At 40.4% G+C, this 24,632-nt stretch carries 28 protein-coding genes and 2 pseudogenes; 17 read left to right on the forward strand and 13 right to left on the reverse strand.

Translation table 11 applies throughout. From position 1 onward, the window contains the following. Positions 1–98 precede the first annotated feature (98 nt). A pseudogene (locus FU659_RS39370) lies at positions 99–270 on the reverse strand (IS4 family transposase); the annotation flags it as partial. A gap of 230 nt (positions 271–500) precedes the next feature. Here FU659_RS39370 and FU659_RS25045 point away from each other — a divergent pair. The 3 genes from FU659_RS25045 (at position 501) to FU659_RS25055 (ending at position 5,230) form a co-directional block, all read left to right on the forward strand. Beyond that, positions 501–2,099 carry a sensor domain-containing diguanylate cyclase gene (locus tag FU659_RS25045; RefSeq protein WP_261808038.1) on the forward strand — a complete coding sequence of 533 codons (1,599 nt, stop codon included), beginning with the start codon at positions 501–503 and terminating at the stop codon, positions 2,097–2,099. Positions 2,100–2,111: 12 nt separating this feature from the next. Beyond that, entirely contained in the window at positions 2,112–2,303 is a 192-nt protein-coding gene (locus tag FU659_RS25050) for a hypothetical protein (RefSeq protein WP_147950058.1), read from the forward strand. A 140-nt stretch (positions 2,304–2,443) separates the two neighbouring features. Beyond that, positions 2,444–5,230, forward strand: a complete 2,787-nt coding sequence (locus FU659_RS25055) for a glycoside hydrolase family 3 C-terminal domain-containing protein (protein ID WP_147950059.1) — start codon at positions 2,444–2,446, stop codon at positions 5,228–5,230. Between the two features lie 23 nt (positions 5,231–5,253). Here FU659_RS25055 and FU659_RS37625 read toward each other — a convergent pair whose 3' ends face one another. After that, a complete protein-coding gene (locus FU659_RS37625; protein WP_261808039.1) occupies positions 5,254–5,376 on the reverse strand; it encodes a hypothetical protein in 123 nt (40 codons plus the stop codon). Between the two features lie 345 nt (positions 5,377–5,721). Here FU659_RS37625 and FU659_RS25060 point away from each other — a divergent pair, with 345 nt between their 5' ends. From FU659_RS25060 to FU659_RS38980, 6 genes and pseudogenes are all read left to right on the forward strand, one after another. Next, positions 5,722–6,246 carry a DoxX family membrane protein gene (locus FU659_RS25060; RefSeq protein WP_187274382.1) on the forward strand — a complete coding sequence of 175 codons (525 nt, stop codon included), beginning with the start codon at positions 5,722–5,724 and terminating at the stop codon, positions 6,244–6,246. Between the two features lie 76 nt (positions 6,247–6,322). Continuing rightward, positions 6,323–6,562 (forward strand): diguanylate cyclase, encoded by a 240-nt coding sequence (locus FU659_RS25065; protein WP_261808040.1) that lies wholly within the window; start codon positions 6,323–6,325, stop codon positions 6,560–6,562. Between the two features lie 117 nt (positions 6,563–6,679). Then, positions 6,680–7,153: a molybdenum cofactor guanylyltransferase gene (gene mobA / locus FU659_RS25070; RefSeq protein WP_147950061.1), complete on the forward strand. Its 474-nt coding sequence runs from the start codon at positions 6,680–6,682 to the stop codon at positions 7,151–7,153. Positions 7,154–7,487: 334 nt separating this feature from the next. After that, the gene (locus FU659_RS37630) at positions 7,488–7,631 is read left to right on the forward strand and encodes a cupredoxin domain-containing protein (RefSeq protein ID WP_261808041.1); all 144 of its coding nucleotides are present in this window, start codon (positions 7,488–7,490) and stop codon (positions 7,629–7,631) included. Beyond that, positions 7,621–8,256: pseudogene (locus tag FU659_RS25080) on the forward strand (pyruvate formate lyase family protein); the annotation flags it as partial. The gene FU659_RS37630 and the pseudogene FU659_RS25080, both read left to right, overlap by 11 nt. Before the next feature lie 32 nt (positions 8,257–8,288). Next, positions 8,289–8,492 carry a hypothetical protein gene (locus FU659_RS38980; RefSeq protein WP_397356492.1) on the forward strand — a complete coding sequence of 68 codons (204 nt, stop codon included), beginning with the start codon at positions 8,289–8,291 and terminating at the stop codon, positions 8,490–8,492. Positions 8,493–8,724: 232 nt separating this feature from the next. Here FU659_RS38980 and FU659_RS25085 read toward each other — a convergent pair whose 3' ends face one another. From FU659_RS25085 to FU659_RS35795, 9 genes are all read right to left on the reverse strand, one after another. Beyond that, positions 8,725–9,348, reverse strand: a complete 624-nt coding sequence (locus FU659_RS25085; protein WP_147950062.1) for a hypothetical protein — start codon at positions 9,346–9,348, stop codon at positions 8,725–8,727. A gap of 20 nt (positions 9,349–9,368) precedes the next feature. Then, the gene (locus tag FU659_RS25090; protein ID WP_147950063.1) at positions 9,369–10,028 is read right to left on the reverse strand and encodes a hypothetical protein; all 660 of its coding nucleotides are present in this window, start codon (positions 10,026–10,028) and stop codon (positions 9,369–9,371) included. A 234-nt stretch (positions 10,029–10,262) separates the two neighbouring features. After that, the gene (locus FU659_RS25095; RefSeq protein WP_147950064.1) at positions 10,263–12,344 is read right to left on the reverse strand and encodes a methyl-accepting chemotaxis protein; all 2,082 of its coding nucleotides are present in this window, start codon (positions 12,342–12,344) and stop codon (positions 10,263–10,265) included. Between the two features lie 369 nt (positions 12,345–12,713). Beyond that, positions 12,714–13,304 (reverse strand): TetR/AcrR family transcriptional regulator, encoded by a 591-nt coding sequence (locus FU659_RS25100; protein WP_187274383.1) that lies wholly within the window; start codon positions 13,302–13,304, stop codon positions 12,714–12,716. Between the two features lie 599 nt (positions 13,305–13,903). Next, positions 13,904–14,581 carry an MBL fold metallo-hydrolase gene (locus FU659_RS25105; RefSeq protein ID WP_147950066.1) on the reverse strand — a complete coding sequence of 226 codons (678 nt, stop codon included), beginning with the start codon at positions 14,579–14,581 and terminating at the stop codon, positions 13,904–13,906. Positions 14,582–14,914: 333 nt separating this feature from the next. Further along, complete coding sequence (locus FU659_RS25110; RefSeq protein WP_147950067.1) at positions 14,915–15,280, reverse strand: YybH family protein; 366 nt, start codon at positions 15,278–15,280, stop codon at positions 14,915–14,917. A gap of 223 nt (positions 15,281–15,503) precedes the next feature. Continuing rightward, positions 15,504–15,959, reverse strand: a complete 456-nt coding sequence (locus FU659_RS25115; RefSeq protein WP_147950068.1) for a chemotaxis protein CheX — start codon at positions 15,957–15,959, stop codon at positions 15,504–15,506. A 37-nt stretch (positions 15,960–15,996) separates the two neighbouring features. Next, complete coding sequence (locus FU659_RS25120; RefSeq protein ID WP_187274384.1) at positions 15,997–17,211, reverse strand: HD-GYP domain-containing protein; 1,215 nt, start codon at positions 17,209–17,211, stop codon at positions 15,997–15,999. 838 nt (positions 17,212–18,049) lie between these two features. Continuing rightward, positions 18,050–18,250, reverse strand: coding sequence for a hypothetical protein (locus tag FU659_RS35795; protein ID WP_187274385.1), 201 nt, complete (start codon positions 18,248–18,250; stop codon positions 18,050–18,052). Positions 18,251–18,369: 119 nt separating this feature from the next. Between FU659_RS35795 and FU659_RS25125 the strand changes: the two genes are divergently transcribed. From FU659_RS25125 to hpf, 3 genes are all read left to right on the forward strand, one after another. After that, positions 18,370–18,555, forward strand: a complete 186-nt coding sequence (locus tag FU659_RS25125; RefSeq protein ID WP_147950070.1) for a hypothetical protein — start codon at positions 18,370–18,372, stop codon at positions 18,553–18,555. A gap of 135 nt (positions 18,556–18,690) precedes the next feature. Further along, positions 18,691–19,233 (forward strand): hemerythrin domain-containing protein, encoded by a 543-nt coding sequence (locus FU659_RS25130; RefSeq protein ID WP_147950071.1) that lies wholly within the window; start codon positions 18,691–18,693, stop codon positions 19,231–19,233. Between the two features lie 12 nt (positions 19,234–19,245). Continuing rightward, a complete protein-coding gene (gene hpf, locus FU659_RS25135; RefSeq protein ID WP_147950072.1) occupies positions 19,246–19,788 on the forward strand; it encodes a ribosome hibernation-promoting factor, HPF/YfiA family in 543 nt (180 codons plus the stop codon). 16 nt (positions 19,789–19,804) lie between these two features. Here hpf and FU659_RS25140 read toward each other — a convergent pair whose 3' ends face one another. Next, a complete protein-coding gene (locus tag FU659_RS25140; protein ID WP_147950073.1) occupies positions 19,805–20,023 on the reverse strand; it encodes a hypothetical protein in 219 nt (72 codons plus the stop codon). Between the two features lie 156 nt (positions 20,024–20,179). Between FU659_RS25140 and FU659_RS25145 the strand changes: the two genes are divergently transcribed. Both FU659_RS25145 and FU659_RS25150 read left to right on the forward strand, forming a co-directional pair. Then, on the forward strand, positions 20,180–20,662 hold the full coding sequence (locus tag FU659_RS25145) for a hemerythrin domain-containing protein (protein ID WP_147950074.1): 483 nt from the start codon (positions 20,180–20,182) through the stop codon (positions 20,660–20,662). 64 nt (positions 20,663–20,726) lie between these two features. Continuing rightward, a complete protein-coding gene (locus tag FU659_RS25150) occupies positions 20,727–20,969 on the forward strand; it encodes a universal stress protein (protein WP_261808042.1) in 243 nt (80 codons plus the stop codon). Between the two features lie 83 nt (positions 20,970–21,052). Here FU659_RS25150 and FU659_RS25155 read toward each other — a convergent pair whose 3' ends face one another. Next, a complete protein-coding gene (locus FU659_RS25155; protein WP_147950093.1) occupies positions 21,053–21,799 on the reverse strand; it encodes a Crp/Fnr family transcriptional regulator in 747 nt (248 codons plus the stop codon). Between the two features lie 298 nt (positions 21,800–22,097). Between FU659_RS25155 and FU659_RS25160 the strand changes: the two genes are divergently transcribed. The 3 genes from FU659_RS25160 (at position 22,098) to FU659_RS25170 (ending at position 24,410) form a co-directional block, all read left to right on the forward strand. Then, positions 22,098–22,559: a GAF domain-containing protein gene (locus FU659_RS25160; RefSeq protein WP_147950076.1), complete on the forward strand. Its 462-nt coding sequence runs from the start codon at positions 22,098–22,100 to the stop codon at positions 22,557–22,559. A 92-nt stretch (positions 22,560–22,651) separates the two neighbouring features. Further along, on the forward strand, positions 22,652–23,305 hold the full coding sequence (locus tag FU659_RS25165; protein WP_147950094.1) for a response regulator: 654 nt from the start codon (positions 22,652–22,654) through the stop codon (positions 23,303–23,305). Beyond that, positions 23,298–24,410, forward strand: coding sequence for a PAS domain-containing sensor histidine kinase (locus tag FU659_RS25170; RefSeq protein WP_147950077.1), 1,113 nt, complete (start codon positions 23,298–23,300; stop codon positions 24,408–24,410). The genes FU659_RS25165 and FU659_RS25170 overlap by 8 nt, the downstream gene beginning before the upstream one ends. Positions 24,411–24,632 lie beyond the last annotated feature (222 nt).

Genomic DNA, 24,632 nt, shown 5'->3' on the forward strand with positions numbered 1-24,632 from the left:
CTCTGCATTTGGTTTTAAGTAGAATCCACTACTCATTCTAACCAAAAGCAACCTACGTTAGGCGAATGAGGGCCGCCTCGTTCATTATGACTAACGGGATTAAGAAAGCAATAAACGACATCTTTACCAGGCAATGAATCACCGCGATCACTTTCCAAAAGACGAAACCAATTTCGCTCCTCAAACATGGAAAATAGAAGCTGAAAAACATCCAAACTAGAAAAGCAAAAAAGATTTGATGATTCCAGCATTTCGAAGCAGTTGGCCTACTTACTTTGCCTGTTCAGACAAGGATTTTTGGTGTACCACAGGAGTTGCTCGCCACTTCCATGATACCAAACAAAGAGGGTGTTTTTTTGTCAAGAGGAGCAAAAATTCTCCATTAAACCTCGCAACCATAAGGCTCAACTAGTTTTTCGTAGGTGCGAAAGTTGAGTAATTAAATATATCAGAATATGATATATTAGTTTATAGAAATGTAATAAGGAGAAATTACATCCATGAAGCTTTCGTTAAAGCACTTAATTTTATCAGTAGCACTGATTTCGGTGATTTTTACTCTGTGTAACAGCACTTTATCTGGTTATCGAATAAGTCAGAAAACACTTATTGAAAATACTTTAGAAACTAACCGAGTCTATGCACAAAAACTTGCCAGTACAACAGAAGTTTTCTTTAAAATGACACTTCAAACGTTGGAGCTGAGCTCAAAGAATATTTCGTTATACATGAGAAGCGATGAATTTAAGCCAAAGCTTTTTCAAGAGGCGGATCGTTTGAAAAATCAGACCAATACGTTTAATTCGGTAGTGATTGTCGCTGCCAATGGTGAAATTCTAGCGGCGTCACCGCAAACTCTAGATATAGTTGGGAAATCTCTAGATTCTACAGGTGGACAGCAAGCTTTAAATGGGAAACGTCCGCTTATATCAAAGCCCTACTTATCTATCACGGGGCGGTTAATTATTTTTATTTCGTATCCGATCTTTGAAGAAGATGGGAAATATCTTGGTTTAATTGGCGGCACCTTGTATTTAAAGGAAGAAAATATTTTGAGCGAAATTTTAGGAGAGCATTTCTACAAGGATGGATCTTATGTATATGTTGTAGACGAGGACGGTCGCATTATTTATCATCAAATGCAAGAACGGATCAATGATCATGTCCCGCAAAATCCGGTCGTACAGAAACTGCTGAAAAAAGAGAGCGGATCTATCCGTGTCACAAACACACAAAATGTGGACATGCTTGCAGGATATGCCTATATTCCGGCGGTTGGATGGGGAGTCGTATCACAGCGACCGACGGCTGTTTCATTAGCACCAACGACGGACATGATGAAAGAAATGATTATGAAATCATTGCCGTATTTATTGTTATCTTTAATACTTATTTCGCTTATTTCCAAGGTAATTGCTCAACCCTTACAGAAGCTAGCGTTCTTTACGGAATCAAGCACCCAAAATAATCAAGATGAAAGTTTGAAAAAGGTTAGAGCTTGGTATTATGAAGCGATTCAATTAAAAAAAGCACTGACCTATAGTCTTGGTTTTTTCCATGATAAAGTAGACTATTTTACATATCAGTCTAAAACAGATCCGTTGACAAAACTTACAAATCGGCGGACGTTAGATGAAGAGACTCAAAAGTGGGCGGAGAATGGGACACCTTTTTCAATTATTATACTTGACATTGATCATTTTAAGAGGGTTAATGATACATTTGGCCATACGAAAGGTGATGAGGTGTTAAAATTTTTGGCAGAACAAATGAGAGAAGTATCCAGGGAAGAAGATATTTGTTGCCGCTATGGCGGTGAAGAGTTTGTGTTACTTCTCCACGACCTGAATAGTGACGAAGCGTTTCAAGTTGCTGAAAAATTACGTAAGAAAGTAGAAAGCACAGTGAGTCCATGCGGCGACATAATTACAATATCTTCAGGAATCGCTTCTTATCCAGTTTGCACGACTAATCTTTCAGTTTTATTTGAAATGGCTGACCTATTTTTGTATGAAGCGAAGAATACCGGAAGAAATAAAAGTGTAGCATCACTCGGTAATCATCAGTTGCCTTCGGTCAGTGCCGATGCTATAAGGTGAACCGTATCACAAGTGATGGTAAAGGAAAAGTTTGAAATAACAATACCATATAAAATGACCGTACAAAGCCAAATGATTTTTGCAGTTTCCCCATCAAAAAGAGAAATTCGGGGTTTTAAATGCACCGGGTTTCTCGACATGCTGGAAAAACCCACAGCTGTAAGCGTTGTGGATTTTGCTTTTTCAGAAGCAATGCTTGTTTAATAATATTATGGCATTTATCCGTAAAGTACTTTGTAGAAAACATGCATAGGTTCGCGAAAACCTAGAAGTTTCGAAAGGGTCGAGCTACCCTCCCTTAGAACCGCCAATATGCATGGAAATAACAATCGGGAGGAAACGAAATGAGTACACAGAGTGTGGGAGTTCCATTAGAAGGTTTTGCTGAATTTAGTCGAACGGTAGCCGCAGAAGGCGCCGTGCTGTTAAAGAATGAAGGACAGATGCTTCCGCTTCGAAATGGCGACAACATTTCAGTTTTTGGCAGAACCCAAGTTAATTATTATCGCAGCGGTACAGGTTCGGGTGGGAGTGTCCATGTTTCATATACGACCAATTTATTGAACGGTCTTCGCAGTAAAAAGAACCTTACCGTTAACGAAGAACTGGCGGCTATCTATGAAAAGTGGATTGAGCAAAATCCATTTGATGATGGCGGAAAAGTATGGGCGGCAGAGCCGTGGCACCAGAAGGAAATGCCTTTGAGCGATGAATTGGTGTCGGAGGCAAGAAGCAAATCGAACAAGGCGATCATTGTGATCGGCCGTACGGCGGGAGAAGACCAGGATAATGCCGACGCGCCGGGCAGCTACCAATTAACGGCCGATGAACAAGCGATGCTGAAGCAGGTTACTGCCTATTTTGAACAAACCGTTGTTGTGTTGAATGTATCGAATATTATTGATATGAGCTGGCTGAACGATGACAGTTATGTACACCCGATACCGTGCGCTATTTACTCTTGGCAGGGCGGTATGGAAGGGGGCAATGCGATTGCCGACGTACTGGCCGGAGAGGTGACACCGAGCGGTAAATTAACGGATACGATCGCTTATTCCATAGAAGATTATCCATCGACCCGCAATTATGGCAATGAATTTAAGAACCTGTATCAGGAAGATATTTATGTGGGCTATCGTTATTTTGAGACGTTTTGCCCGGATAAGGTGCAGTTTGAGTTTGGTTATGGTATTTCTTATACTTCATTTCAAGTCGTGCCTGAAGAAGCCAAGATGACCACCCGAGAAGGAGAAACATACGTTGAAATCGGCGTAACGGTAACCAACACGGGAACTGCTTTTGCGGGAAAAGAGGTCGTACAGGTCTATTACGAAGCACCGCAAGGAAAGCTGGGACAGCCGGCTAAAGCTCTGGCGGCATTCGGCAAGACAAAAGTCCTTCAGCCGGGCGAATCAGAGCGTCTTACGGTTAGCTTCCCTGTTCGTTCTATGGCCTCCTATGATGACGCCGGTGTGACGGGCTATTCTTCGGCTTATGTGATGGAAGCCGGGACGTACCGCTTGTATGTGGGAACCAGTGTCAAACTAGTGGAGGAAGTCAGCGTGGAAAGTCAAGTCGGCTATGTTGTGGAAACTCTTCAAGTGGTGGAGCAGCTGCAAGAGGCGATGGCTCCGATAGAAGACTTTACGAGAATGAAGCCGGGCGCTCGTATGGAAGACGGTTCGTATGAACTTATTTTTGTAGAGGTACCAAAACGCAAGATTGCCATGGCGGAGCGGATCAAGAAGAACCAACCCGAAACTTTGGAGCAGACCGGTAATCAGGGGTATCAATTAAGAGATGTTTTGGACGGAAAAATCGGTATGCGAACCTTCATCGCCCAACTCAGCGACCAGGATCTGGCTGCGATCGTCAGAGGAGAAGGCATGAGCAGTCCGCTCGTTACACCGGGTACCGCTTCGGCTTTCGGGGGAGTAAGCGATCAGTTATTCAATTACGGTATTCCAGTGGCTTGTACCGCAGACGGACCTTCCGGGATTCGTATGGATAGCGGGCAGAAGGCGACCCAGGTTGCTATCGGAACCTTGCTTGCGGCAACTTGGAATGCGGAGCTAGTTGAAGAACTTTATGTCATGGAAGGCAAGGAACTATTGAGCAACAACGTGGATACCTTGCTCGGACCCGGCCTCAATATCCGGCGCAGTCCGCTCAACGGACGCAACTTTGAGTATTTTTCAGAAGATCCGCTGATTTCCGGGGTATTTGCTGCAGCATGCACTAGAGGTATTATGAAAGGCGGCTCTAACGCCACACTGAAGCATTTCGCCTGCAACAACCAGGAAAAGCATCGCAGCAAGGTAGATGCCGTCGTTTCCGAACGCGCTCTGCGGGAGATTTATCTAAAAGGCTTTGAAATTGCAGTGAAGCAGGGCGGCGCGAATTCGATTATGACCTCCTATAATCCTATCAACGGGCACTGGGCAGCGTCCAATTATGATCTGAATACCACGATTCTTCGCGGGGAATGGGGCTTCGCAGGTATTGTAATGACGGACTGGTGGGCTATCATGAATGATGTCGCCGAGGGAGGAACTGCAGATCGGAAGTACACGAACTGGATGGTTCGTGCCCAAAACGATTTGTACATGGTTGTTCCTAACTATGGGGCAGAAATCAACGGCTGGGATGACAATACGATTGAATCTCTGGAAAATGGTTCATTAACCCGTGGGGAACTTCAGCGCTCCGCCATGAATATTTGCGAGTTCATTATGCACGCACCGGTGTTCTCCAGAAAACACGAGATTGTAGAATCGGTTGCTGCCTTCAAGGCGAATCCATCTCTTTCGCCGGAGCGGGTGCAGGCACTAACCGAACATGCACAGGTTAACCCTGCCACAGCCGGATCAACATTTATGAGAGTGGATCAAGCCGGACAATATCGGATCATCGTCCACATCATGTCACCGGAACCGGAACTTGCCCAAAGCGCTTGTAATGTAACACTGAACGATCAATTGATGACGACCATTCAAACGAATGGGACGGAAGGCAAATGGGTCAGACAGAAGCTTGTGAAAATCGAACTGGAAGCTGGCCTTTACGAATTGAAATTGGATTTCGTTAAACCGGGCTTGCAGATCGACTGGATCGAATTTAAACAATTGTGAATGTAGAAACGGCAATGAGTTCATTAAACGGCCATGGCCAAGCCACCTCCATCTTGAAACCCGCTCTTGGAGCGGGTTTTTCCCATTTTCGGTATGAAATTGTAGCCAACAGCATTCAGTCTTACGGATGGGGATAGTGCAAACATCTACGCTGGTAACAGCATAATGAACACCGTTTCCTTCAGGAAGAGTCACTTACATGATCAATAGGTGAAACGATAAATTCCTGATCCGAAAGCTGAAGCCATTCTAACAGAAAAAGCAGCATTGAGAGAATCAAATAATCAAATATTTAACCGGATTTTCCACGATTTGATCTTGAAAAATGTCGGTTTTCTCCTCCAAAATGTGAACCCGGTTTAGAAGCTTTATAAATGACGTTTTCTTTGTTAGCAGAATGACGTCATGACCACAGGTTGTGATATATCTCACATACACTTCATTTTTAGAGAGATATAATCAAATCATAAGGAACGAAGGAGATGGTTCAAATGATGAAATGGTTGAGGGAAAATAATTACGCTGCCATATTGTTGACGATCATTCGCTTATATGTAGGTTGGGAATGGATGATTGCTGGATGGCACAAAATCGCCGGAGAAAAAGCTTTTGATGCTACAGGGTTTTTAAAGGGAGCTATTGCTAAACCTGTTCTTGAAACGGGCACAAATGATATGATTTATGCAAATTATGTGGGCTTTTTAAAAAATTTCGCGCTTCCGCATGCGGGTTGGTTCAATGTTATAGTTCCATGGGGTGAACTTTTGGTTGGATTAGGTTTACTGATAGGCGCATTAACGACAACAGCGATGTTCTTTGGCGTATTGATGAATGTGATGTACATGTTTGCTGGTACGGTCAGCACGAATCCTTGGTTAATGTTGCTAGGTTTCATCATTTTAGCGGCAGGTGCTAACGCAGGTAAGTTTGGTGTGGATCATGTGATTCTTCCTTACCTTCACAAATGGTTCGATAAAATTGTAGATCGATTTCATTTAAAGCCTAAATACAGATAAGTTGAGGGTCACATCAATGATCATATTTTGAAAAGCCTATTCTCTTTCTCAGTAGCTGAGACTAAGAATAGGTTTTTTGTCTAATGCAAGGCTTGGAAGAACGGTTGCAGAAAGACTTCGCAAGAAGATTGCCGCGACCAAAAGTCCTACAGGGGAAGCTGTAACGGTTTCAATCGGAATAACGGATAATACAGATCATCCTGATAATCTGAAAATACTGCTTGAAAGAGCAGACATAGCACTATACAAAGCGAAAAATCAAGGCCGCAACCGTACCGTCATTGAAACTTCACTTAAAATAAATGTATTAGCGTAGGTGTGTGGCTATGTTACGACGGTATTGTGGCGGTGTGACATTTTTCACTTACAGACAATGTTATTTTGACTAAAGTGAAACTATACCAAGCCTTCGAAGAGGGAGAAGTGATGGAAAATGCTTTCGGGAGTTATTCTGGCTGGTGGGGAAAACCGTCGCATGAGAGGAGAACTGAAGGCATTGCTTCCGTTTGGCGGAAAGCCTCTCATTGCTCGGCAGATTGATATAATGAGGGAAATTTGTGATGAAATCATTGTTGTAACAAATGAGCCTAAACCTTATTTAAGCGTAGTAGATCGTTCAGTACGTATTATTACGGATTTTTATGTGGGTCAAGGGCCTCTTGGAGGAATGCATGCAGCACTATCTTTAGCTAAACATGCTTCCATCTGGGTCGTAGGTTGTGATATGCCCTTTATATCCAGTAAAGCTGCGCAGTTACTGCTGCAAAGAAAGTTGGATGGATTTGAAGCCGTTGTTCCTTTGGTGGCTGGGCAGATGTATCCCTTGCATGGGATTTATGATCAAGCCTGCGCGTCTCATATTGGACCTCTGTTACAACTAGGTGAACTCGAGTTTCAGCCTTATTAAAACATGTTTTTTGGAGTGAATTAGGAGATCAGTTCTTACGTGAGAACGGTATCCAATTGAATTTTATTTCCAATATCAACACGTTCGAGGACTACGAAACTATGCTGCACTTGGAAAGCCAACGTTAGTAACGAGCTACGTTCTGTAAAGGGTAGATTCAACCATGATAAGCTTGAAAAGATTTGGCTTACGATTGGGATCGTCATGTTATTTATGTGTTTAGGTGTGCTCGGGATCTCCGCATTTGCAAGGGGCGTCAAGCCGCCGAGTGAGCACCATCACGCCATTGATCCGGTCAAGGTCCAAGTGACGGCGCCTTTCGACAAGCCCAGATGTGGTACACGGATTTGAAATTCCGGGTGCGAACGTCAACATGATGATTGTTCCAGATGAAATCAGTCACGTAAGCAGCCACACCTTTTACGATACCGTTAAGGATCTGATCGTGAATTCGACCATGGGATCGAAAGCTCTCTGAACAAATCCGCAGTCTGGGTGAGTTGAAGCTGATGGCCAAGACCTACGGCTTCGACGCTAAACCGGCAATGAATGCCCGTGAAGCTGTGCAATGGCTGTATTTCGCTTATTTAGCCGCTATTAAGGAGCAGAATGGTGCAGCAATGAGTCTTGGCTGCGAATCCAGCTTTCTGGATATTTATATCGAGTGGGATCTGCGTGCGGGGACGTTGACAGAAACAGAAGCACAGGAACTTGTGGACCATTTTGTTATGAAGCTTCGCATCGTCAAATTTTTGCGCACGCCCGATTACAACGAGCTTTTCAGCGGAGATCCGACTTGGGTGACCGAATCGATTGGCGGCATGGGGCTGGACGGCAGAGCGCGCGTGACGAAAAATTCCTTCCGCTTCCTGCATACCTTATACAATCTGGGGCATGCGCCTGAGCCGAACCTGACTGTGCTATGGTCGACCAAGCTGCCTGAAGGCTTTAAAGCTTATTGTGCCAAGGTATCGGTGGAGACCAGTTCTATTCAATATGAGAATGATGATCTGATGCGGCCTTACTTTGGGGATGATTACGGTATTGCATGCTGTGTATCCGCTATGCGCATCGACAAGCAAATGCAGTTCTTCGGTGCCCGCCGTTTACGGGCAGAAGACGGGGAGCACCCCGGATGGACGTAAAGCCGGAGAACCCTTCGCGCCAGGCGCTAATCCTATGCACGGACGCGATCGGAAAGGGGCGCTCGCTTCAATTGACGATTCGCGTTTCCGGCTATGCGGTAAACTTTATCAAGCTGACGCGGAAGCAGCAGCTTGATGTGGATTCATCGTACGTTCCACGGCACGATGTAAGAGAGAAGAGTACAGACCGATGAAAGGACGCATACACTCCTTCTTTCAGCAAGAAGATGAAAATATAAAATATGAGAGCTAACAAAAAGCCCTTTATGATTAACAACACATCTTATCGCTTCAAAGAACCAATATATACCTACTAAAAAGAAGAGTGTAGCACCCATACTAATGAATCAAGCGCAAAAGGAGCTTTAAAAAGTATCCATGGAAGCATCCCTAAGTTGAGATCTTTTAAAATTCCGCTGTACACTTTTAAATTATAATCTGTATTTTGCTGCGTTCTTTTGGTTCTAAAAGATCGATAAAATAGTTCCAGCCTTCAGACCATGAGGAAGTCTTCGTCTTTGTTTGCAGCAGTAACGCCTTTTCAAACTTTTCATCAAAGTGAGGATCGTCTGAACGAATGTATCCTGTTTTAAATAGATTTGCAGTTAGTTCTTTCGACTGTTTGACATAGACTCGCTCAAAGTCTGCGAACGCTTGATCAAATTTACCTTTGAATTGTTCACCGGGTCCGTTAAATATATCGCCAATGTTTTTCATGATGTTTTGGGCGAGAGTGCGGTCGATATTTCGCCCGAATGCAACACTATTATTTGCCATTGTATCTATTTTTGATAGGATTACACGATCTAACGATCTAGTAAATGCCGTACGAATAGAATCCGAAATCTCGACATTATTGATCATCATTGTTGCTTTGGCTTTAGTCAAACCTAATGATGCGCTAAATATTAGTTCATGAGCAGTCATATCATCTGGCTTCGCTGGTATATCATCCGCACGGGAAATACCGTCATTTGTTCTACGAACAATATTTAAGAGTGCTGAAAGATCTTTTTCTCCGAGGTTCTCAAGCTTTTTTTGATCCGTCATTACATCTGCGCTATCATGACTTACCAAATCACTAAAAAATCAACATTGGATGCAGACAATCCAAAAACTCGATACTTATTCCAGTCCGCGTCATGAGAGTCACTCATGTTTTTGAAATATTGTCTTTTACTATCATATATATTCCCTAAGTGCTGCTTGAATTTTGATATATCGAAATCAGTACTTTTAAAAAAAATACCCATTTCATCTGTTATACCGTTTACAATTTTATCTTTAATTTCAGAAACAAGATCGTTGAGTTTATTTAATTGATCCTGTTGCTCATCACCCAAAATGAATTGTTTGATATTATCCCGATATCTCGCTTCCAACTCGACTAGTTGATCCATTTTTTCTAACGGATCCTGGTATACAGATTCGCCAAATTTCAATTGATAATTTTCAGAGTCCTCGAATGCTTGTTTAAAACGTCCCAAATCAGTCAAGTTTTTGCCTGTAGGGGCAGATGCATTAATTTGGTGATCTCGTGGTGGATTCTTCATTAAATCTAGCGCCTCTTGAGAAATAGTTACATGATCGACAGGAATTCTCGCCTCGATAGGTATGTTACGATGGGCAATTTCGTTAACAGGTATTGCATGCATTTCCATCTCTTTAAAGACATTTGTGCGCGTGTCATTCATCGAACCCAACAACCTATGCGAATAGTTAATATACATGCTCAACCTCCCATATGATGAATATCTCTCATCTTCAAATATAACATACCGACCGTTGGTTTTAAAATTTTCGGAGAAAGTATTTAATATTCTTCAAAAATGGCCACCTTGGAATGTTTACCCTTGAAATCAACTCTCCGTCCACGTCCGCTATGGCTATATTTCTTTTAAGGGATAAAGCAAAAGCAGCTAATACACTTGAAATTGAGGGGAGAGGGGTCATTTAAAATTTAACTAAACTTTAAATTGAGAGATAAGTTCTTGTAACTCTTGAACCATTAGAATTAGGGATTTAGAGGAAGTTGTGATCTCTTCCATAGAGGCTAATTGTTCTTGGCTGGAGGCTGCAACAGATTGAGAATTATCCGATGCACCAGCAGCAATTCTTGAAAGTTCTTCTACAGTAGCAGTAACCTGTTCTGAGCCCGCTGACATTTCCTCCGTTGAGGCTGATATTTCTTCAATTTGTCCTACCATTGAATCGATGTCCTGCAAAATATGGTTAAATGATTCACCTGCTTCTTGGACAAGATTTGTGCCTCTTTCTACTGTTTGAGTACCTATTTTAATCGAATTAACCGCATCCATCGTATCACTTTGTATGACTTCAATAATTGCTTTAACCTGTGTAGCGGAATTTCTACTTTGTTCGGCTAAATTACGAATTTCTGTAGCGACAACCGAAAACCCTCGTCCGTATTCCCCGGCACGTGCAGCTTCAATACTCGCATTTAGAGAAAGTAAATTTGTTCGTGTACTGATTTCACTCATTACTTCAATGATATTATTAATCTTTTTTATGCGTTCACTTAATCTAGTAATAATATCGGAAGTCTCGTTAACAGTTTGATTAGCTAAATTCATGTTCATTACAGCATTTTGGATAATCTCATTACCTTGAAAAGCCATATCGGAGGTTACTTGAGAGACTTCCCTCACAATTGAGCATGACGCAGCAACCCGTTGAACCCCGAGTGTTAACTCTTCCATGGCTCTTGCACTTTCTTTGGAACCTTGCATTTGATGCTCCGCTCCGTTTGCAACTTCTTGAATGGTGGATGATATGACCTCAGCTGCTACACTAGATTGCTCGGCACTTGCCGTCAATTGCTCTGACGTAGAAGCTACATAATTGGCATGATCGGAAATTTTGGTAAACATCTGCTTTAATAATCCCGTTGTTTGGTTGAAATTAGTAAGCATCTGTCCGAACTCATCTCTAGTAGTGACAGGAATTGTTTGTGTGAAATCTCCTTGAGAAAGATAGTGAGATAACTCATTAACTTTTTTAATATGGCTGGTAATATCTCGGCTGTACAAAAATATGACAATAATAATTAGGGCTATACCCACCAGACCGACCAATATAACTTTTTCAATCAGCGAATGAATGGGCGCCACCAATTCTTTATCCGGAAGTGCAATTGCTAAAATCCAATGCGTTCCAGGCATTTCTTGAAAATAAACATGAACATTCTCATTAGATTTTCCGTAATGTAAATTCCCATTCTTTTGAGCAAGTATAGTTTTACCAAGATTTGCTAGAGTTGCGTCTTTATCTTCTTGAAGCTTTTCTTTCATAATCTTATCTGTATCAGGTCCAGCAAGATAGGTTCCGTTTTTATCCAACAGAAAGGCCCAGCCCGTCTCCCCAACTTTGGTCTCACTAATAATTTGTTTAATCTTAGAAAGAATTAGATCACTAGTCGTAACTCCAATAAATTGTTCTTTGGAATTGAACATAGGGACTGTCGCAGTAACCATATACAATTCTCTTACATCATCAAAGTAGGGGTCTGAGAATATGACACTTTTTTTATTTGAACTACTTTCAATTTGTTCTACTGTCGTTTTATAAAAATCTTGGTTGGGATAATCAAAGCTTGGATCACTATATTCTTCCGATGTAATAATTTTATTGTTATCCCATAAAGCATATGTAGAGAAGTATTTCGTACGGGTCTGGTAAGCGTTAGGTTCAAAGAAAATACCAACCCCAAATAAGTCCTTATTTATTTCTAAATTATGGCTAGCGATAGTGTGATAATCATCCAAGGAAAATTTAGTATGCAAATCTTCCACTGTTCTAGCGAAAACTTCCGGAACTTTGCTAGCAGCTGTAATTCGATCTTGAATATTATAACTTATCGTTTGGAGTTGTTGATTCATTTGATCATTTGATTGTTTCACAATTATCGAATCCGAATAAATAAAAGCCAACGAAACCACGGAAACAAGAATAAGGCTAACTAAGGGTAAAATAATGAATAACGTCTTTGCTCTCACACTTCTGAATTTAAGTGTTGGTACTTTCATATTGGTAAACCTCCGGTATCAATCTGTTAATTGAGTTAAACTAAACAAGTTTATAAGATATTTGATAACCCCCTCAAAATATTCACTACTTTAGACCTATACAAACTAAATAATTATCATTATATGTCGATATAATAAACCAAAACTTTACCTAGAGTCAAGTTTATTTGAAAAATCTAAAAATCTTTTTTTGTTAATCTCCAAATTATTCTATAATTGTTTAATTGTACACAAATAGACCCGCCAGATGTATCCCTAGTAGGCCTAATACATATTAACATACCTTTAAGTCAGGTTAGATTGAAATATCTGACTATTCATTATATGGGAGTTCACCTGCACCCTGAATAAGCTTGCGAAAAGTTATCCTTATCCTTCAATCCCACTAATATAATTTTTTATAGTATCATCCATAACTTCTGCTAAATCTTTATTTGCTTCATCTAGAAAACTCCACTGTACGATAACCCCAATATATATTTTCACTAAATTTTCTCCGATAATCATGGGGGATATATTTTTAGTAATAACACCAATTTCTTGACCGTGTTGAATCGTTTTATACATTATGCGTGGCAAAATGTTAAAAATCTCTGATAAAAGTTTTTTATAAACTGGGCTTATTGTACCTAAATGGATCAAATTCTGCGTGATAATACGAGTCTTATGAAGATTTTTTGCCATATCCACTATTGCTTCTCTTAGTTTAGACAATAGTTCTTGACTGTCCTTTACACATAATTCCATACGCTGTTCAAATACTTTTAACTGTTCAAGATCAAAATCATAAAGTAATTCTTCCTTCGTTTTAAAATATGCAAAAAAGGTGGTTTTTGTAACTCCCGCTTTCTTTGAAATTTCTTCCAACGATGTCTTTTGATAATCTTGAATGGAAAAGAGTTCGATTGCAGACTCAATTATCTTTCTCTTCGTATATTCCTTGTTTCTTTCCCTATTCATATTAACTCTCCTACTCATTTCCTAAGAATTCAATAGCCCTTATTTATTATACTGTCGAAATAAACTGCGGTAAAGTAACTATGCATGAATAGAACGTTTTTATTACACTTTGGGATGATTTGTAGTTTCTGAGTAGTATTTCGCCTACTTGATAATCTGGTTAGTTTAGTAAAGCATGGCTTTTTTATGATAACCATGGGTGGCAGCGAACAGTTAATTTTGATTCATGAATCTTTTGCCTCAGTGTTAATGGATGTTGAGTTTTGCGTCGGCGGGCCTAGTATCGATTTAAAACTCAATGTCGACTATTATATATTCAACTCTACTAGCGGTCAAGTATTTGTGAATTTTCTGATTATAAGACAAGTCGGCCTCGTCCGGTGAAAACTGCTTCACTTTTTATGGATCCCATGCATCTCAAACCCGATTGAAATAGACTTGATGATCCGGAGCATTTTTTACCATCTTCCTTGGATTAACCCTAGCTAACAAAGTAGGGATGGACGCTAAGATTTTAAGCAGCGGTAGCCTGAGATAGGAAAATAAAGCCCTAGACTGCCGCTGTCATTATTGAACTGGTTTGCCATCAGTTGAACGAACTAATCCAACATTTCAGTTGTTCTGACCAGATTTCCATATTGAATCGCGGCTTCTTTAACCACTCCGAAATGGGCACAGGCTGTTAGCTTCGGCTGCAATCTCTCTACAATTACTCCGCTTTGAAGTGATTCTTTCATGTTTGCCGTGAACTTTTCGATCGGCCTTCGGAGTTTACCGAATAATGAAGTAAATAAGTCACCAGCAAGCAAAATACGATCTTCGGGGTGATAATAGGCAACATGTCCTAAGCTATGTCCAGGAGTATGGAAAGGGATAATCCCGCCGTAGTTGCCCTTCATGTCTAGAAGTTCTAGCTTATTTTTAGCAAACGGTTTGATGTCGCTAGTCTTGCTTCCTTCTCTTAGTGTTGTATAAGACCTTTCTCCGGTGAGAAATGGAATTTCGAACTCGTGTGCCGTGATAGGAATATGTATATCTTCCGTCAGTGCATAAAGCATTCCTACATGGTCATTATGTCCATGGGTTAGCAGAACACGGTTTAGAGGACGACCGTGGAATGTGGTGCGCAGAACATCACGCATCGGATGCCACATGGAAGGAAAGCCCCCGTCTATTAGAGTCAATCCGTCACGATCTTCGACGATCCATACCATCACAGGCAGCGGCCAATATACGTATCCTGCCCAAACATGGCGAGTCAATTGCTTCAATCTCATTCGTTTCATCACCTTTCATTTTGTGCTTATCCGTACATACACAGTAAAATAATATCGAATCAACAACTCTTCAATGGCTGAAGGGAAGAAGGTCTAATCTTGAATTATGAAATTCTTACATTTAAATATTGATTAATACAGCTAGTTCAGGCTAAGCCAATTCTCAAATTAGTCATTAATTTATGTTGCTATTTAAGGATTTGCCACGAACTGCCTTGGTTCTGGTTTCATACAGGAGCCCGAAGGTGGTCAGCGTATATACTACAAGTAAAGAGAGTGGAACGAGTAAGAAAGCATTTGCCAGAAACAGATATCCAAAAATAAAAGATTTGGTTAATTGCTACTTGAATGTTCATGAACTATTTTCCAATGTCCGTGAGTGTTCTTAATAAATATATTCGTGGCTCTGCCATTTCCTGAAACAAACTTATCCTCGTGATATCCTTCCCAATGGTAAGTATAGATGCATGTAGCAGAATTACTATCTACAGCGATCCATTGAACATTGATCACAGAGTACACTTCATTCTTTATTACATTCCAAGTACTCTCAAAATAATTTTGAATTTCGCTCATTGAAGTAAAGCTTTTGTCGGCGAACCAATACACAGCATTATTATCTAAAATACTTTTGACATAGTTAAAATCATGTGTGTTTGTTGCTTGAATGTATGTTTCAAATGTTTCGATATAGCCCAAGAGAGTTCCCACTTTCTAAAAAATGTGTTTACCTCAAATTTTTCTTTTCTCTAATAACAATTAATTCACAGATTCCAATACTCTATCTTCTGAAAGGGCTTAACAATCCTTAATTCTTTCAATGCCCTTCAGCCAAAATGTTTCTTAACATCATTCTCATAAAAGCTTCAGCATTTACCGCCATAGTTTTAGCTATTCTCAACACACTCCCAAATTCAAAATACTATTTTATATCTAGTTTTATATAAATTTTGATTATTCCAATCTCTGTCGAGATCGGAACAACCAGATACTTATAAGGGGAATGAATAATGGAGTTTCCTTCTTGGATAATGGGATGTGTAATATTAACCATGATTCCTTGTGCTGAAAGCTCGGTGGCAATACCACTGGCAATCCAATTTCCAAACTCTTGAAATGCACTCCAATACATCTCATCCAATTGGTGGATCTCGAATCCGCAAATCATTCGACTAATGATTTGTTTGACAGTTTCCTTACCCATGGTACAGAGGACCTGCCCTTCCATTTGACCTACAATTTGGATGATGACTCCTACCTCGTTACTTTCGAATTTTTGCTGCCGTTCAAGATGCGGGAGAGGCTCCGAATGTAATCCTAAATAACCTTGGAGCACACTTTGACTCACTTTTCTTATAACTAAGGATTCATTGAGCATGCTGACCTCCTATAATGTTGATTTCTATTTGGTTTCATTATACGTCCGCATTCTCATTTCTATATTTGTTTTCATTTCTTTTGGATACCGACGGACGGTATGTTTTCTCGTACACAGTATAATTTTTCTTTAATAATACCTCTAATGCATGGACTGCTGGTGTCCAGAACTGCGTACCCGAACCTTCTCTCAATATATCTATTGCTTTATCTTGCGTCATTGCAGGACGATATGAACGATTGCTTGTCATGGCATCAAATGCGTCCGCTACCGCCATGATTTTAGAATGAATAGGAATATCTTTATCGTTTAACCCCATTGGATATCCCAAGCCGTCTGGACGTTCATGATGGTACAACACGATTTCGTAAATCATTTTTTTCGCATTATCAGTTAAGGATGGAAGAAATTGGTACACACCTCGTAATAATTCTTCTCCTATTACTGGATGTTGTTTCATTATGAGGTACTCGTGTTCCGATAGAGGTCCTTCTTTATGTAAAATAGAATCCGGTATACCTATTTTTCCTATATCATGCAATAAACCACTTAAATAAATAATTTGTCGATGATCAGGAATTAATTTAATTTCTGCTGCAATATGGTATGCATATTTGGCGACTCGTTCACTATGTCCTGCGGTATATGCGTCTCTTTTTTCAAGGGATGCGGCAAAAGCAGCCAATATATTATCATTTGTAACTTCCAATTTATGATTTAATACATTTACCTTTTCTAATGTTTCTGTAATTTTACTCTGATGCAGAATACTAATATTTCTCAAGGTAAATCGAATAACTACAAAGAATAAAAGAAAGGCTTGAGCAATAATTTGATATGTTACATTTCCCTCAATAATCGGAAGTATCTTACTGATTAATATAAAAGTACATAAGGAGAAGGCATCTACCCATGTTAGTATTAATATCTTTCGCCGCCATTCTCGGAACTCCCAAGGAATTTGATTAAGCAAGTGAAAGGAGATCATTGTGGCAATCTGGGTACTGTATAGACAGCTAATAATATTTACATACATACCCAACAGGGGGATGTTAAAAAAAATTAAATTATTCATTAGATGAAAACTTATGTATAGGCATAAAGTCTGCATAATGAGCAATAAAAAATTCCGAGAATACTCAGGTTTATTTTTTCTTCTATTAAAAAACCAAAAGGTTACTATATAAACAAACACGGAGTAAAGTAATAAATAAATACCACCTACCCATAAACTGGCCATCCATGCAAACAAGTGACCATCTTCCCGAAATTTAGTGTTTTTATTTATAATAAAAATGAAGTATATAGGGTATGAACATATATTGATTAGAGTAAAAGATAAATATGTTGCTATTACAACGATCATTACTATTACCGCTCCCACAATGGAATTATACTATTTTTTAAAAACATAACGAATTCATGTATTAGTATGTCGAACTTGTAATGTTAATGTATAATTTGCCGGTGGATGTGTTCAACAACGGATTTAGAAAAAGGGGGAACTTCTTCCCGTAATCAAAAGATCACGTGGGGAGTATTTTTGAATATAAAAATTTAAATTTGTGATATTTGATCTTGTAGATCCTGAACCATTTGAATTAAGGATTTCGAAGCAGTTGAAATTTCCTCCATTGAAAGAACTCGATTGCTCCGCATTTGCAGTCAATTGTTTGGAGGTAGATGCCACGGAATTTGCGTGATTGGAAATTTTGGTTAACATTTGCATTCATAGCGGCGCCAACAATTCTTTATCCGGGACCTGCAAGGTAGGTTCCGTTCTTGTCCAACAAGAATGCTCAACCTGTCTCTCCAACTTTTGTTTCGTTAACGATTTCTTTGATTGTTGTAAGAACAATATTACTGCTCGTAAATAACCCATTACTTAAGACCTATGAAATTGCGATAATTATCATCATATGTCGTTATCATAAACTATGCATTACTCATAGTCAAGTTTATTGGAATAATCAGACTATTAAAATTATTCGAACTATATTTATTTTCTTCTCTTAATAGATCTTAATCATATGACTGAAACCCATCGCATTCTTTGTTTTTCACATTAGCTAGAGGATATATATCATCCGTTACATTGAAAGTCCTGTAACCCAAGCTGTAAAATTTAGTGTAAGTTGGCGGTGGGTTTGCAGGATGTTTATATTTCCCGAATTGTTTAATACGATTGTATCATTCTTTTCAAGGAGAGAAAGTTCATCCAATAATCCTCTGACTTCTTCAATCATTCTTTTGATGAAAATAATCCGTTTTACTGAAGCTTTTTCGAACACTAAAAAGTTTGCGAATCCTTCGATTACGGTCTGTGACATATCTCATAGAACGCTAATTACAAAATTAGTACATTATAAGTAGCCGATAAAGAAAATAATTTTAGATAAGGTGATGATAAATGATTACTTGCGAACAATGTGGTAAGACAAATGGATATAGGAAGTTAGGAAATAGTTGGGTTTGTGCAGATTGTAAAATAGGAGATGTTAAAACTACGCTGCAAAACAGTGGGGGTAAAGTTACTATTGTTAAAGAGAAGATAATAGGATATGAAATCGAAGGTGAAAATGCGGAGGGTTATTAGGAAGAAAGTAATACGAAAGCTTTCCATGCAAACGCAGAAATGTTGGCGGCTAATGTGATATACAGCACAGCGCGAATCTATTGGCAAAGCTTATACTAAAGGAAGATAGTAAACGAACCTTGGGAGGGATTCTGTATGGCCACACATGCTACAGGCTACACTTCGGGGATTGCTTCTTCAAACCCAGTGGAGCTTGCTTTTGCTACGGATCGTTTAAAGGAAGAGCATAAAGAATTGAGAGAGAAGCTAAGGCTGCTTGAAACGAGTGCCAAGGAATTGATTCTATTGGATGATTCGGGGAAGGGCATACAGCTGGTCCAAGAACTCAGATTACTGACCGATCAATTTATGATTGAGCTGGAAAGACATTCTGAATGGGAAGATCAGGAATTGTTTCCGTTCCTGTTAACTTATTTTGATCGCCAACCGGCTCCCTCGATGATGCCTTCCTTCTGGGTATTGGAAAAGGACCACCAACTTGGCATTTCGTTTATTCAGTCTTTTCAAGAGGCTATTATTGATGTAACACCTTTAGTTGTGAAGAAGCGATTAGCCGATGCCGCAGCGCATCTCGTACAGGCATGTCTGATATTAAACGACCATTTCACCATGGAAGAACAACTTATATTCCCATTAACGGAAAAAGTATTAACAGATTTGGAGTATTTTTTCTCATAGGAGATGAGCCTGATGAAACTGATTATACATGGAAAAGACGTTAAAGTGACCCCCTCACTACAAGATTATGTGGAACGTAAATTAAGGCGATTGGAACCTTGGTTTGAAGAAGATTGTGATATGCATGTTACCCTATCTGTTCAAGGCCATAAACACATTCAGGCTGCAGAAGTGATGATCACTTGCAAAGGCACCTTGCTTCGCGCGGAAGAAAAAGGGAATGATATGTACGCATCGATTGATGCTGTCGCAGACAAGTTAGAAAGACAGTCACGAAAGTTAAAGGATAAGATCAAGATTAGGATGCGCCAACAAAACGGATTAAAGGAGCAGGTGCTTGAAAGCATGGCGCCTTCAAACAGTGAATATGACTCCCCATTTGAAGTTGCTCGCGTTAAGACCGTTCCGAACAAACCGGAAGATATTGAGGAAGCCATTCTTCAAATGAATATGCTGGACCATAACTTTCATTTGTTCTTTAATAGAGATTCCATGAAAACAGAACTTATTTATCGTCGGAATGACGGTACTTACGGTCTTATTACAACTGTATGATAGAAGGAGGTATGGGTTATTCCCGTACCTCTTTTTTGAGTGGAAGCTTAGCGTTTAAAGATAGATTCGGTTCAATAAGTGGTCGACTAAACCGACGCACCCATTCTTGCGATAGCAGCCAAGTAAGCGTGACGGCAAACAGCAGGACGAGTGTCATTTGCGAAGCAGTGTGCACATGGGTGAGGATTGGAAAATGAGATAATGGTAAAAAATCATCTGCAGATTTTTGATTCATTGAACATCCAGAAGGAAGTTTTTGGGGAAATTCCAGGGCTGGCATGCCGCAGTGATTAAAGTCACGAAACGATAAGATGGGTTGTGATTCTCCTCACAGTGAATTCTGAAATAAAGGTTTATAATGTGATTACAGCAATAAAAGGAGGAATGATGTATGGTAAGACTTCAACAGGTTCTGGAGCGGTTAAAGGACGAACATGGCGCGTTGAAAAAGGAGCTTGACCATGTTCAAGACATGACAAGACATATGGTGGGAATGCTTGGCTCAGAAGAGGCGAAGCGTTTACTTCAAGAAATTCGAAAACAAATGGAACTTTTTATGCAACAGCTCGAGGCACATGAACACTGGGAGGAAGAGGAGGTGCTGCCCCTCCTTGCTGAGTATGCGAACCAGGGGATGGAGCCCACTTTTTTGACCTCAACTTGGGTTCTGGAAGAGGATCATAAACAAGCAGAACGATTTGTTCGCTCATTTCTTGACCATGCTGAGCAATGCAAAGGGGCTGATAGCGTCAAACTGAAAAAGGCGATTTCGCTGCTTAGTGTGGCCTGTTCCGTACTATCCGAGCATTTATCATCCGAAGAGGAGATGTTTTTCCCGGTTGCAAATCAAATGCTGAGCGATATAAGGGAATAGTGATTTTCTCACATCTTCGAATTGAAACAAGCGATATAATGAAGGTGTCATTGAAACCAATTATTTGGATTACTCTGAGCAGGTCATTGGAAAAATCAATGAAAAAATTGCGGACTTCTCCAACATTCATATTGAAGTGAGAAGCGGTTCGATTACCAAAGAAATTCTGGATTATGCAGATGAAATTAATGCAGATCTTATTATTGTTGGCAGCAGAGGTCTTAGTAGCATTAGTGAATTTGTTCTGGGCAGTGTCAGCCATAATATTGTTCAGCACGCCAAACTCCCTGTACTTGTCATAAAATAAAGGGAATCAAGCAAAAAAAGGACACCACTCTTCTCAAGAAATGTGGAGTCCTTTTCATGTATATTGAAAAAATCCCACATGAGCTACATGCGGCATATTTCCAACGGGCAGTTTTCGCAGTGGCAGATATCGCGGAGGTATGCTGCATTCTTAATCATAATTTGCCCGTTATGAAACTCAACAGCATCTTCTTTTTTCATGTCGCTTAGCATCCGATTGACGCTTTCACGTGTAGCTCCAATCATATCGGCCATTTCAGAATTGCTGATCTTGTAATTAATTAGGGTATGTTTACCATTAGGGATGCCATACGAATTGCTTAGTCGAATTAATAAAGAACAAAGCGCACCTGGCTTGCCGTACATCATTAAATCGCGGAATTTCGATTCTGTCATGCGGTGCATGAGCCCCATCCATTTCATAAATTCAATAGCTAGGTCTCCGTGCTGCCATAGAAGTACCTCGAGGTCTTTTCGCTGAATCACACCAATTTTACAATCTTCTGTCACCTCGGCACTAAAGCTCTGCAAAGAGTTCTGAAAGGGATCCATCTGGCCGAACAAATCACCCGCCTGATGCAGATAAAGAATGAAGCTTTTACCCGTATCGGACAGCTTGGTAATGCGAACCCCACCCTGTATGACGTAATATAATTTGTCGGCAGTGTCGCCTTCCCAGAATAAGTAGTCGCCTTTAGCTGCATGCTTCACATACATGATGCTTTGAAGTCTTTCAAAACTTTCTTCAGAGAAGAAATTCATAATTCCTTTATGAGCTTTCGTTTCCGTGTGATCGCAAGTGTTGCATTCTTTTTTCGCTATATGATTCATGGCCATCTGGACCAACTCCTCAACGTTTCTTTGTTATCTTCATCATAACGGCTTTTCGTGGTTTTGGTTATCGGGAGTTATACTGATCTTTTAAGGTGAAACTCCCTATCTTCGTGTGAGAAAAATCACAGAACAATTCCTTATTTCCCTAGCGATACGCTAAGGCAAAACATCGGAATTAGGGCTGAAACTCCTGATGCGGAAATCAGGGTTTTCCCTGACTTACAAGAAGAGTAGAAACGACTACAATGTGATGTATGGATATTCTGCAACGTTTCGTCGATGGGAGGTGGCCGATATGGCGTTTGGCGATGCAAACCTGATAGCAGAATTGGAGCTTTTGCGAAGCTTGACGTCAAGCGATTTCATTGCATTGGCACATCTTCAGGGAAACATGGGGCGGGGCGGCTGGGACTATGTGTTGGGAAACAGTAATGATCGTTATCAGCAAATGGTTATCAAATCAGGCAATGGATTAGCGGGTCATGCTCTACGTCTGGGCAGATGGGTAAAGCTCGATGATACGCATCCTAAGAGTAGTCAAGAAAGGCTTCATTGTCCTCTTATGCTCGCTGAACAACTGAAGACTGCTGCTGTGTTTCCGCTTGTGACGACTTCCAGCCCCGTGATATTGGGCTTGCTTTATATGGGTAAACGAGAACAAACCAGATTTGAACCCAATGAATGGCTTGCAGCCCATGATAATCTCTACACATTAGCTTCAATATTAGTGGAAATTAAAAAAGAATCCGTGAAATGAATTCCATTACTTACTGGAATTCATTTTTTTTGTTATGATTAGTGCAGACTAAGATAAATCGGGAGCATTATCCGGTTATTAGGAGGATGGGGATATTGAAAGTTCTGGTCGTGGATGATCACGCAGTAGTTAGGTCAGGTTTAATGATGCTTCTCCATGGCAAGCATGACATAGAAGTAATTGGGGAAGCAGCGGACGGTGAAGAAGGCTTTCAGGCAGCTCTATTGCTGAAACCCGATGTAGTTTTAATGGATCTTAATATGCCGACTGGCATGGATGGGCTCACTGCGACCACGGAGCTGAGGCGTTTAATGCCGAACTTAGCCATTTTGATATTGACCATGCATGACGATGACGAGTACTTATTCCGAGCTATTCACGTTGGCGCTTCAGGATACATATTGAAAAGTGCGCCGCATGAGGAACTGTTAACGGCTATCCGCTCTGTTGCTGCGGGAAATGCCTATCTGTATCCAACAGCAACGAAGAGGCTCATGAATGAATATATAGAACGATTGAAGCAAGGCGAAAATACGGACACATTTGAAACTCTTTCGGAGCGTGAAAGGGAAGTTCTAGCTCTTATTGCCAAAGGATTCTCAAACAAAGAAATTGCAGAACAATTAATCATCAGCGTTAAAACAGTGGAATCACATAAAAGCAACGTGACGGAGAAGCTAGGCCTCAAGACGAGACCGGAACTCGTGAAATACGCTGTGAAGAAAGGACTGTTGAACTTTGAGTGAGAATTTGAACAGGGAGTACCCTGAAGTAATCGGTGAGAATGTGACTGAACTATTAAGTCTTCTTGATAATCATATCGCGGACTCGTTGTTTCAACAGGATTTGAGACAGTCGCTTAAACAATTATCCAATGTTAAATTTGCTCTCGACGAATCCTCCATTGTAGCCGTTACTGACCAAAGAGGGAAGATTCTGTATGTGAATGACAAATTTTGTGGAATTTCCAAGTACCCCCGGATTGAACTTATCGGTCAAGACCATCGGATTATCAACTCTGGCTATCACCCGAAGGAATTCATGACAGAGTTGTGGAAAACCATTTCCTCAGGGCAGGTATGGCGCGGCGAAATTAAAAACAAAGCTAGAGACGGAAGTTTTTATTGGGTAGATACAACCATCGTTCCATTCGTGGATGAACAAGGACAATCCTACCAATATCTGGCCATTCGTAATGAAGTAACGGAATTGAAGCGTGTGGAAGAAGAACTCCAACTGTTGATGTCGCAGGTCATTCAAATTCAAGAGGAAGAGCGCCGCAAGTTTTCACGCGAGCTCCATGATGGCATTGGTCAAAGCCTTTTCTCGTTGTTGATCCAAATGGATAGATTGATCGGGGACGGAGAGACAGAAAATTCGGAGTTGATGCTACTTAGAAATCATGTTTCCGGAATCATCGAAGAAGTGCGAAGTCTGGCTTGGCAGATACGCCCTTCCGTATTGGATGATTTAGGTGTTGTGCCTGCTGTTCGAACTTATATTGAAAATTATACCAACCATTACGGGATTCGGATCGTGTTGGATAGCCGCTTGCGTAGAAGATTGGGAGCACTTGTGGAAACCACCATTTACCGTGTGATACAAGAGGCTCTTACCAATATTGCCAAGTACGCGGATGTGTCAGAAGCCAGTGTTGTCGTTCACGAGATAGATGAGAGTGTTAAGGTTCTGATAGAGGATAAGGGAAAAGGATTTGTCAGAAAGAGCATTTCAAAAGGGGTAGGCCTTTTTAGTATGGAAGAGAGAGCCAAAAGTATTGGCGGCAAGTTAGATATTCACTCAGAACCGGGACAAGGAACAATAGTCAGATTGATCGTTCCTTTGAAATGATCATTCGTGTGTTGTAAAAGGATGTGCCTCCATATCATGTTGGGGGCATATCCTTTTTGTATAGTAACTTAATTCACATACCTTTCCTTATACATGTTCTATATTGAGGTAATTAGTCGTGTAGGAGGAGTCATCATGGGATTTGCAAAACCAGAGCAATATGGGAACGAACGGTTGAAGTTGGTTTAAAAAAGGCCCATTTAGGGTACAAGAACCAAATTG

The organism is Paenibacillus sp. N3.4, assembly GCF_008017805.1.
Classification (GTDB): Bacteria; Bacillota; Bacilli; order Paenibacillales; family NBRC-103111; genus Paenibacillus_E.

Excerpts from the sequence above, each read along its gene's own strand:
- FU659_RS25045 (WP_261808038.1), top strand. The coding sequence starts at position 501 with ATGAAGCTTTCGTTAAAGCACTTAATTTTATCAGTAGCACTGATTTCG.
- FU659_RS25055 (WP_147950059.1), top strand. The coding sequence starts at position 2,444 with ATGAGTACACAGAGTGTGGGAGTTCCATTAGAAGGTTTTGCTGAATTT.
- FU659_RS37625 (WP_261808039.1), bottom strand. The coding sequence starts at position 5,376 with ATGTTTGCACTATCCCCATCCGTAAGACTGAATGCTGTTGGCTACAAT.
- FU659_RS25060 (WP_187274382.1), top strand. The coding sequence starts at position 5,722 with ATGATGAAATGGTTGAGGGAAAATAATTACGCTGCCATATTGTTGACG.
- mobA (WP_147950061.1), top strand. The coding sequence starts at position 6,680 with ATGCTTTCGGGAGTTATTCTGGCTGGTGGGGAAAACCGTCGCATGAGA.
- FU659_RS38980 (WP_397356492.1), top strand. The coding sequence starts at position 8,289 with ATGGACGTAAAGCCGGAGAACCCTTCGCGCCAGGCGCTAATCCTATGC.
- FU659_RS25085 (WP_147950062.1), bottom strand. The coding sequence starts at position 9,348 with ATGACGGATCAAAAAAAGCTTGAGAACCTCGGAGAAAAAGATCTTTCA.
- FU659_RS25090 (WP_147950063.1), bottom strand. The coding sequence starts at position 10,028 with ATGTATATTAACTATTCGCATAGGTTGTTGGGTTCGATGAATGACACG.
- FU659_RS25095 (WP_147950064.1), bottom strand. The coding sequence starts at position 12,344 with ATGAAAGTACCAACACTTAAATTCAGAAGTGTGAGAGCAAAGACGTTA.
- FU659_RS25100 (WP_187274383.1), bottom strand. The coding sequence starts at position 13,304 with ATGAATAGGGAAAGAAACAAGGAATATACGAAGAGAAAGATAATTGAG.
- FU659_RS25105 (WP_147950066.1), bottom strand. The coding sequence starts at position 14,581 with ATGAGATTGAAGCAATTGACTCGCCATGTTTGGGCAGGATACGTATAT.
- FU659_RS25115 (WP_147950068.1), bottom strand. The coding sequence starts at position 15,959 with ATGCTCAATGAATCCTTAGTTATAAGAAAAGTGAGTCAAAGTGTGCTC.
- FU659_RS25125 (WP_147950070.1), top strand. The coding sequence starts at position 18,370 with ATGATTACTTGCGAACAATGTGGTAAGACAAATGGATATAGGAAGTTA.
- FU659_RS25130 (WP_147950071.1), top strand. The coding sequence starts at position 18,691 with ATGGCCACACATGCTACAGGCTACACTTCGGGGATTGCTTCTTCAAAC.
- hpf (WP_147950072.1), top strand. The coding sequence starts at position 19,246 with ATGAAACTGATTATACATGGAAAAGACGTTAAAGTGACCCCCTCACTA.
- FU659_RS25140 (WP_147950073.1), bottom strand. The coding sequence starts at position 20,023 with ATGAATCAAAAATCTGCAGATGATTTTTTACCATTATCTCATTTTCCA.
- FU659_RS25145 (WP_147950074.1), top strand. The coding sequence starts at position 20,180 with ATGGTAAGACTTCAACAGGTTCTGGAGCGGTTAAAGGACGAACATGGC.
- FU659_RS25155 (WP_147950093.1), bottom strand. The coding sequence starts at position 21,799 with ATGAATCATATAGCGAAAAAAGAATGCAACACTTGCGATCACACGGAA.
- FU659_RS25160 (WP_147950076.1), top strand. The coding sequence starts at position 22,098 with ATGGCGTTTGGCGATGCAAACCTGATAGCAGAATTGGAGCTTTTGCGA.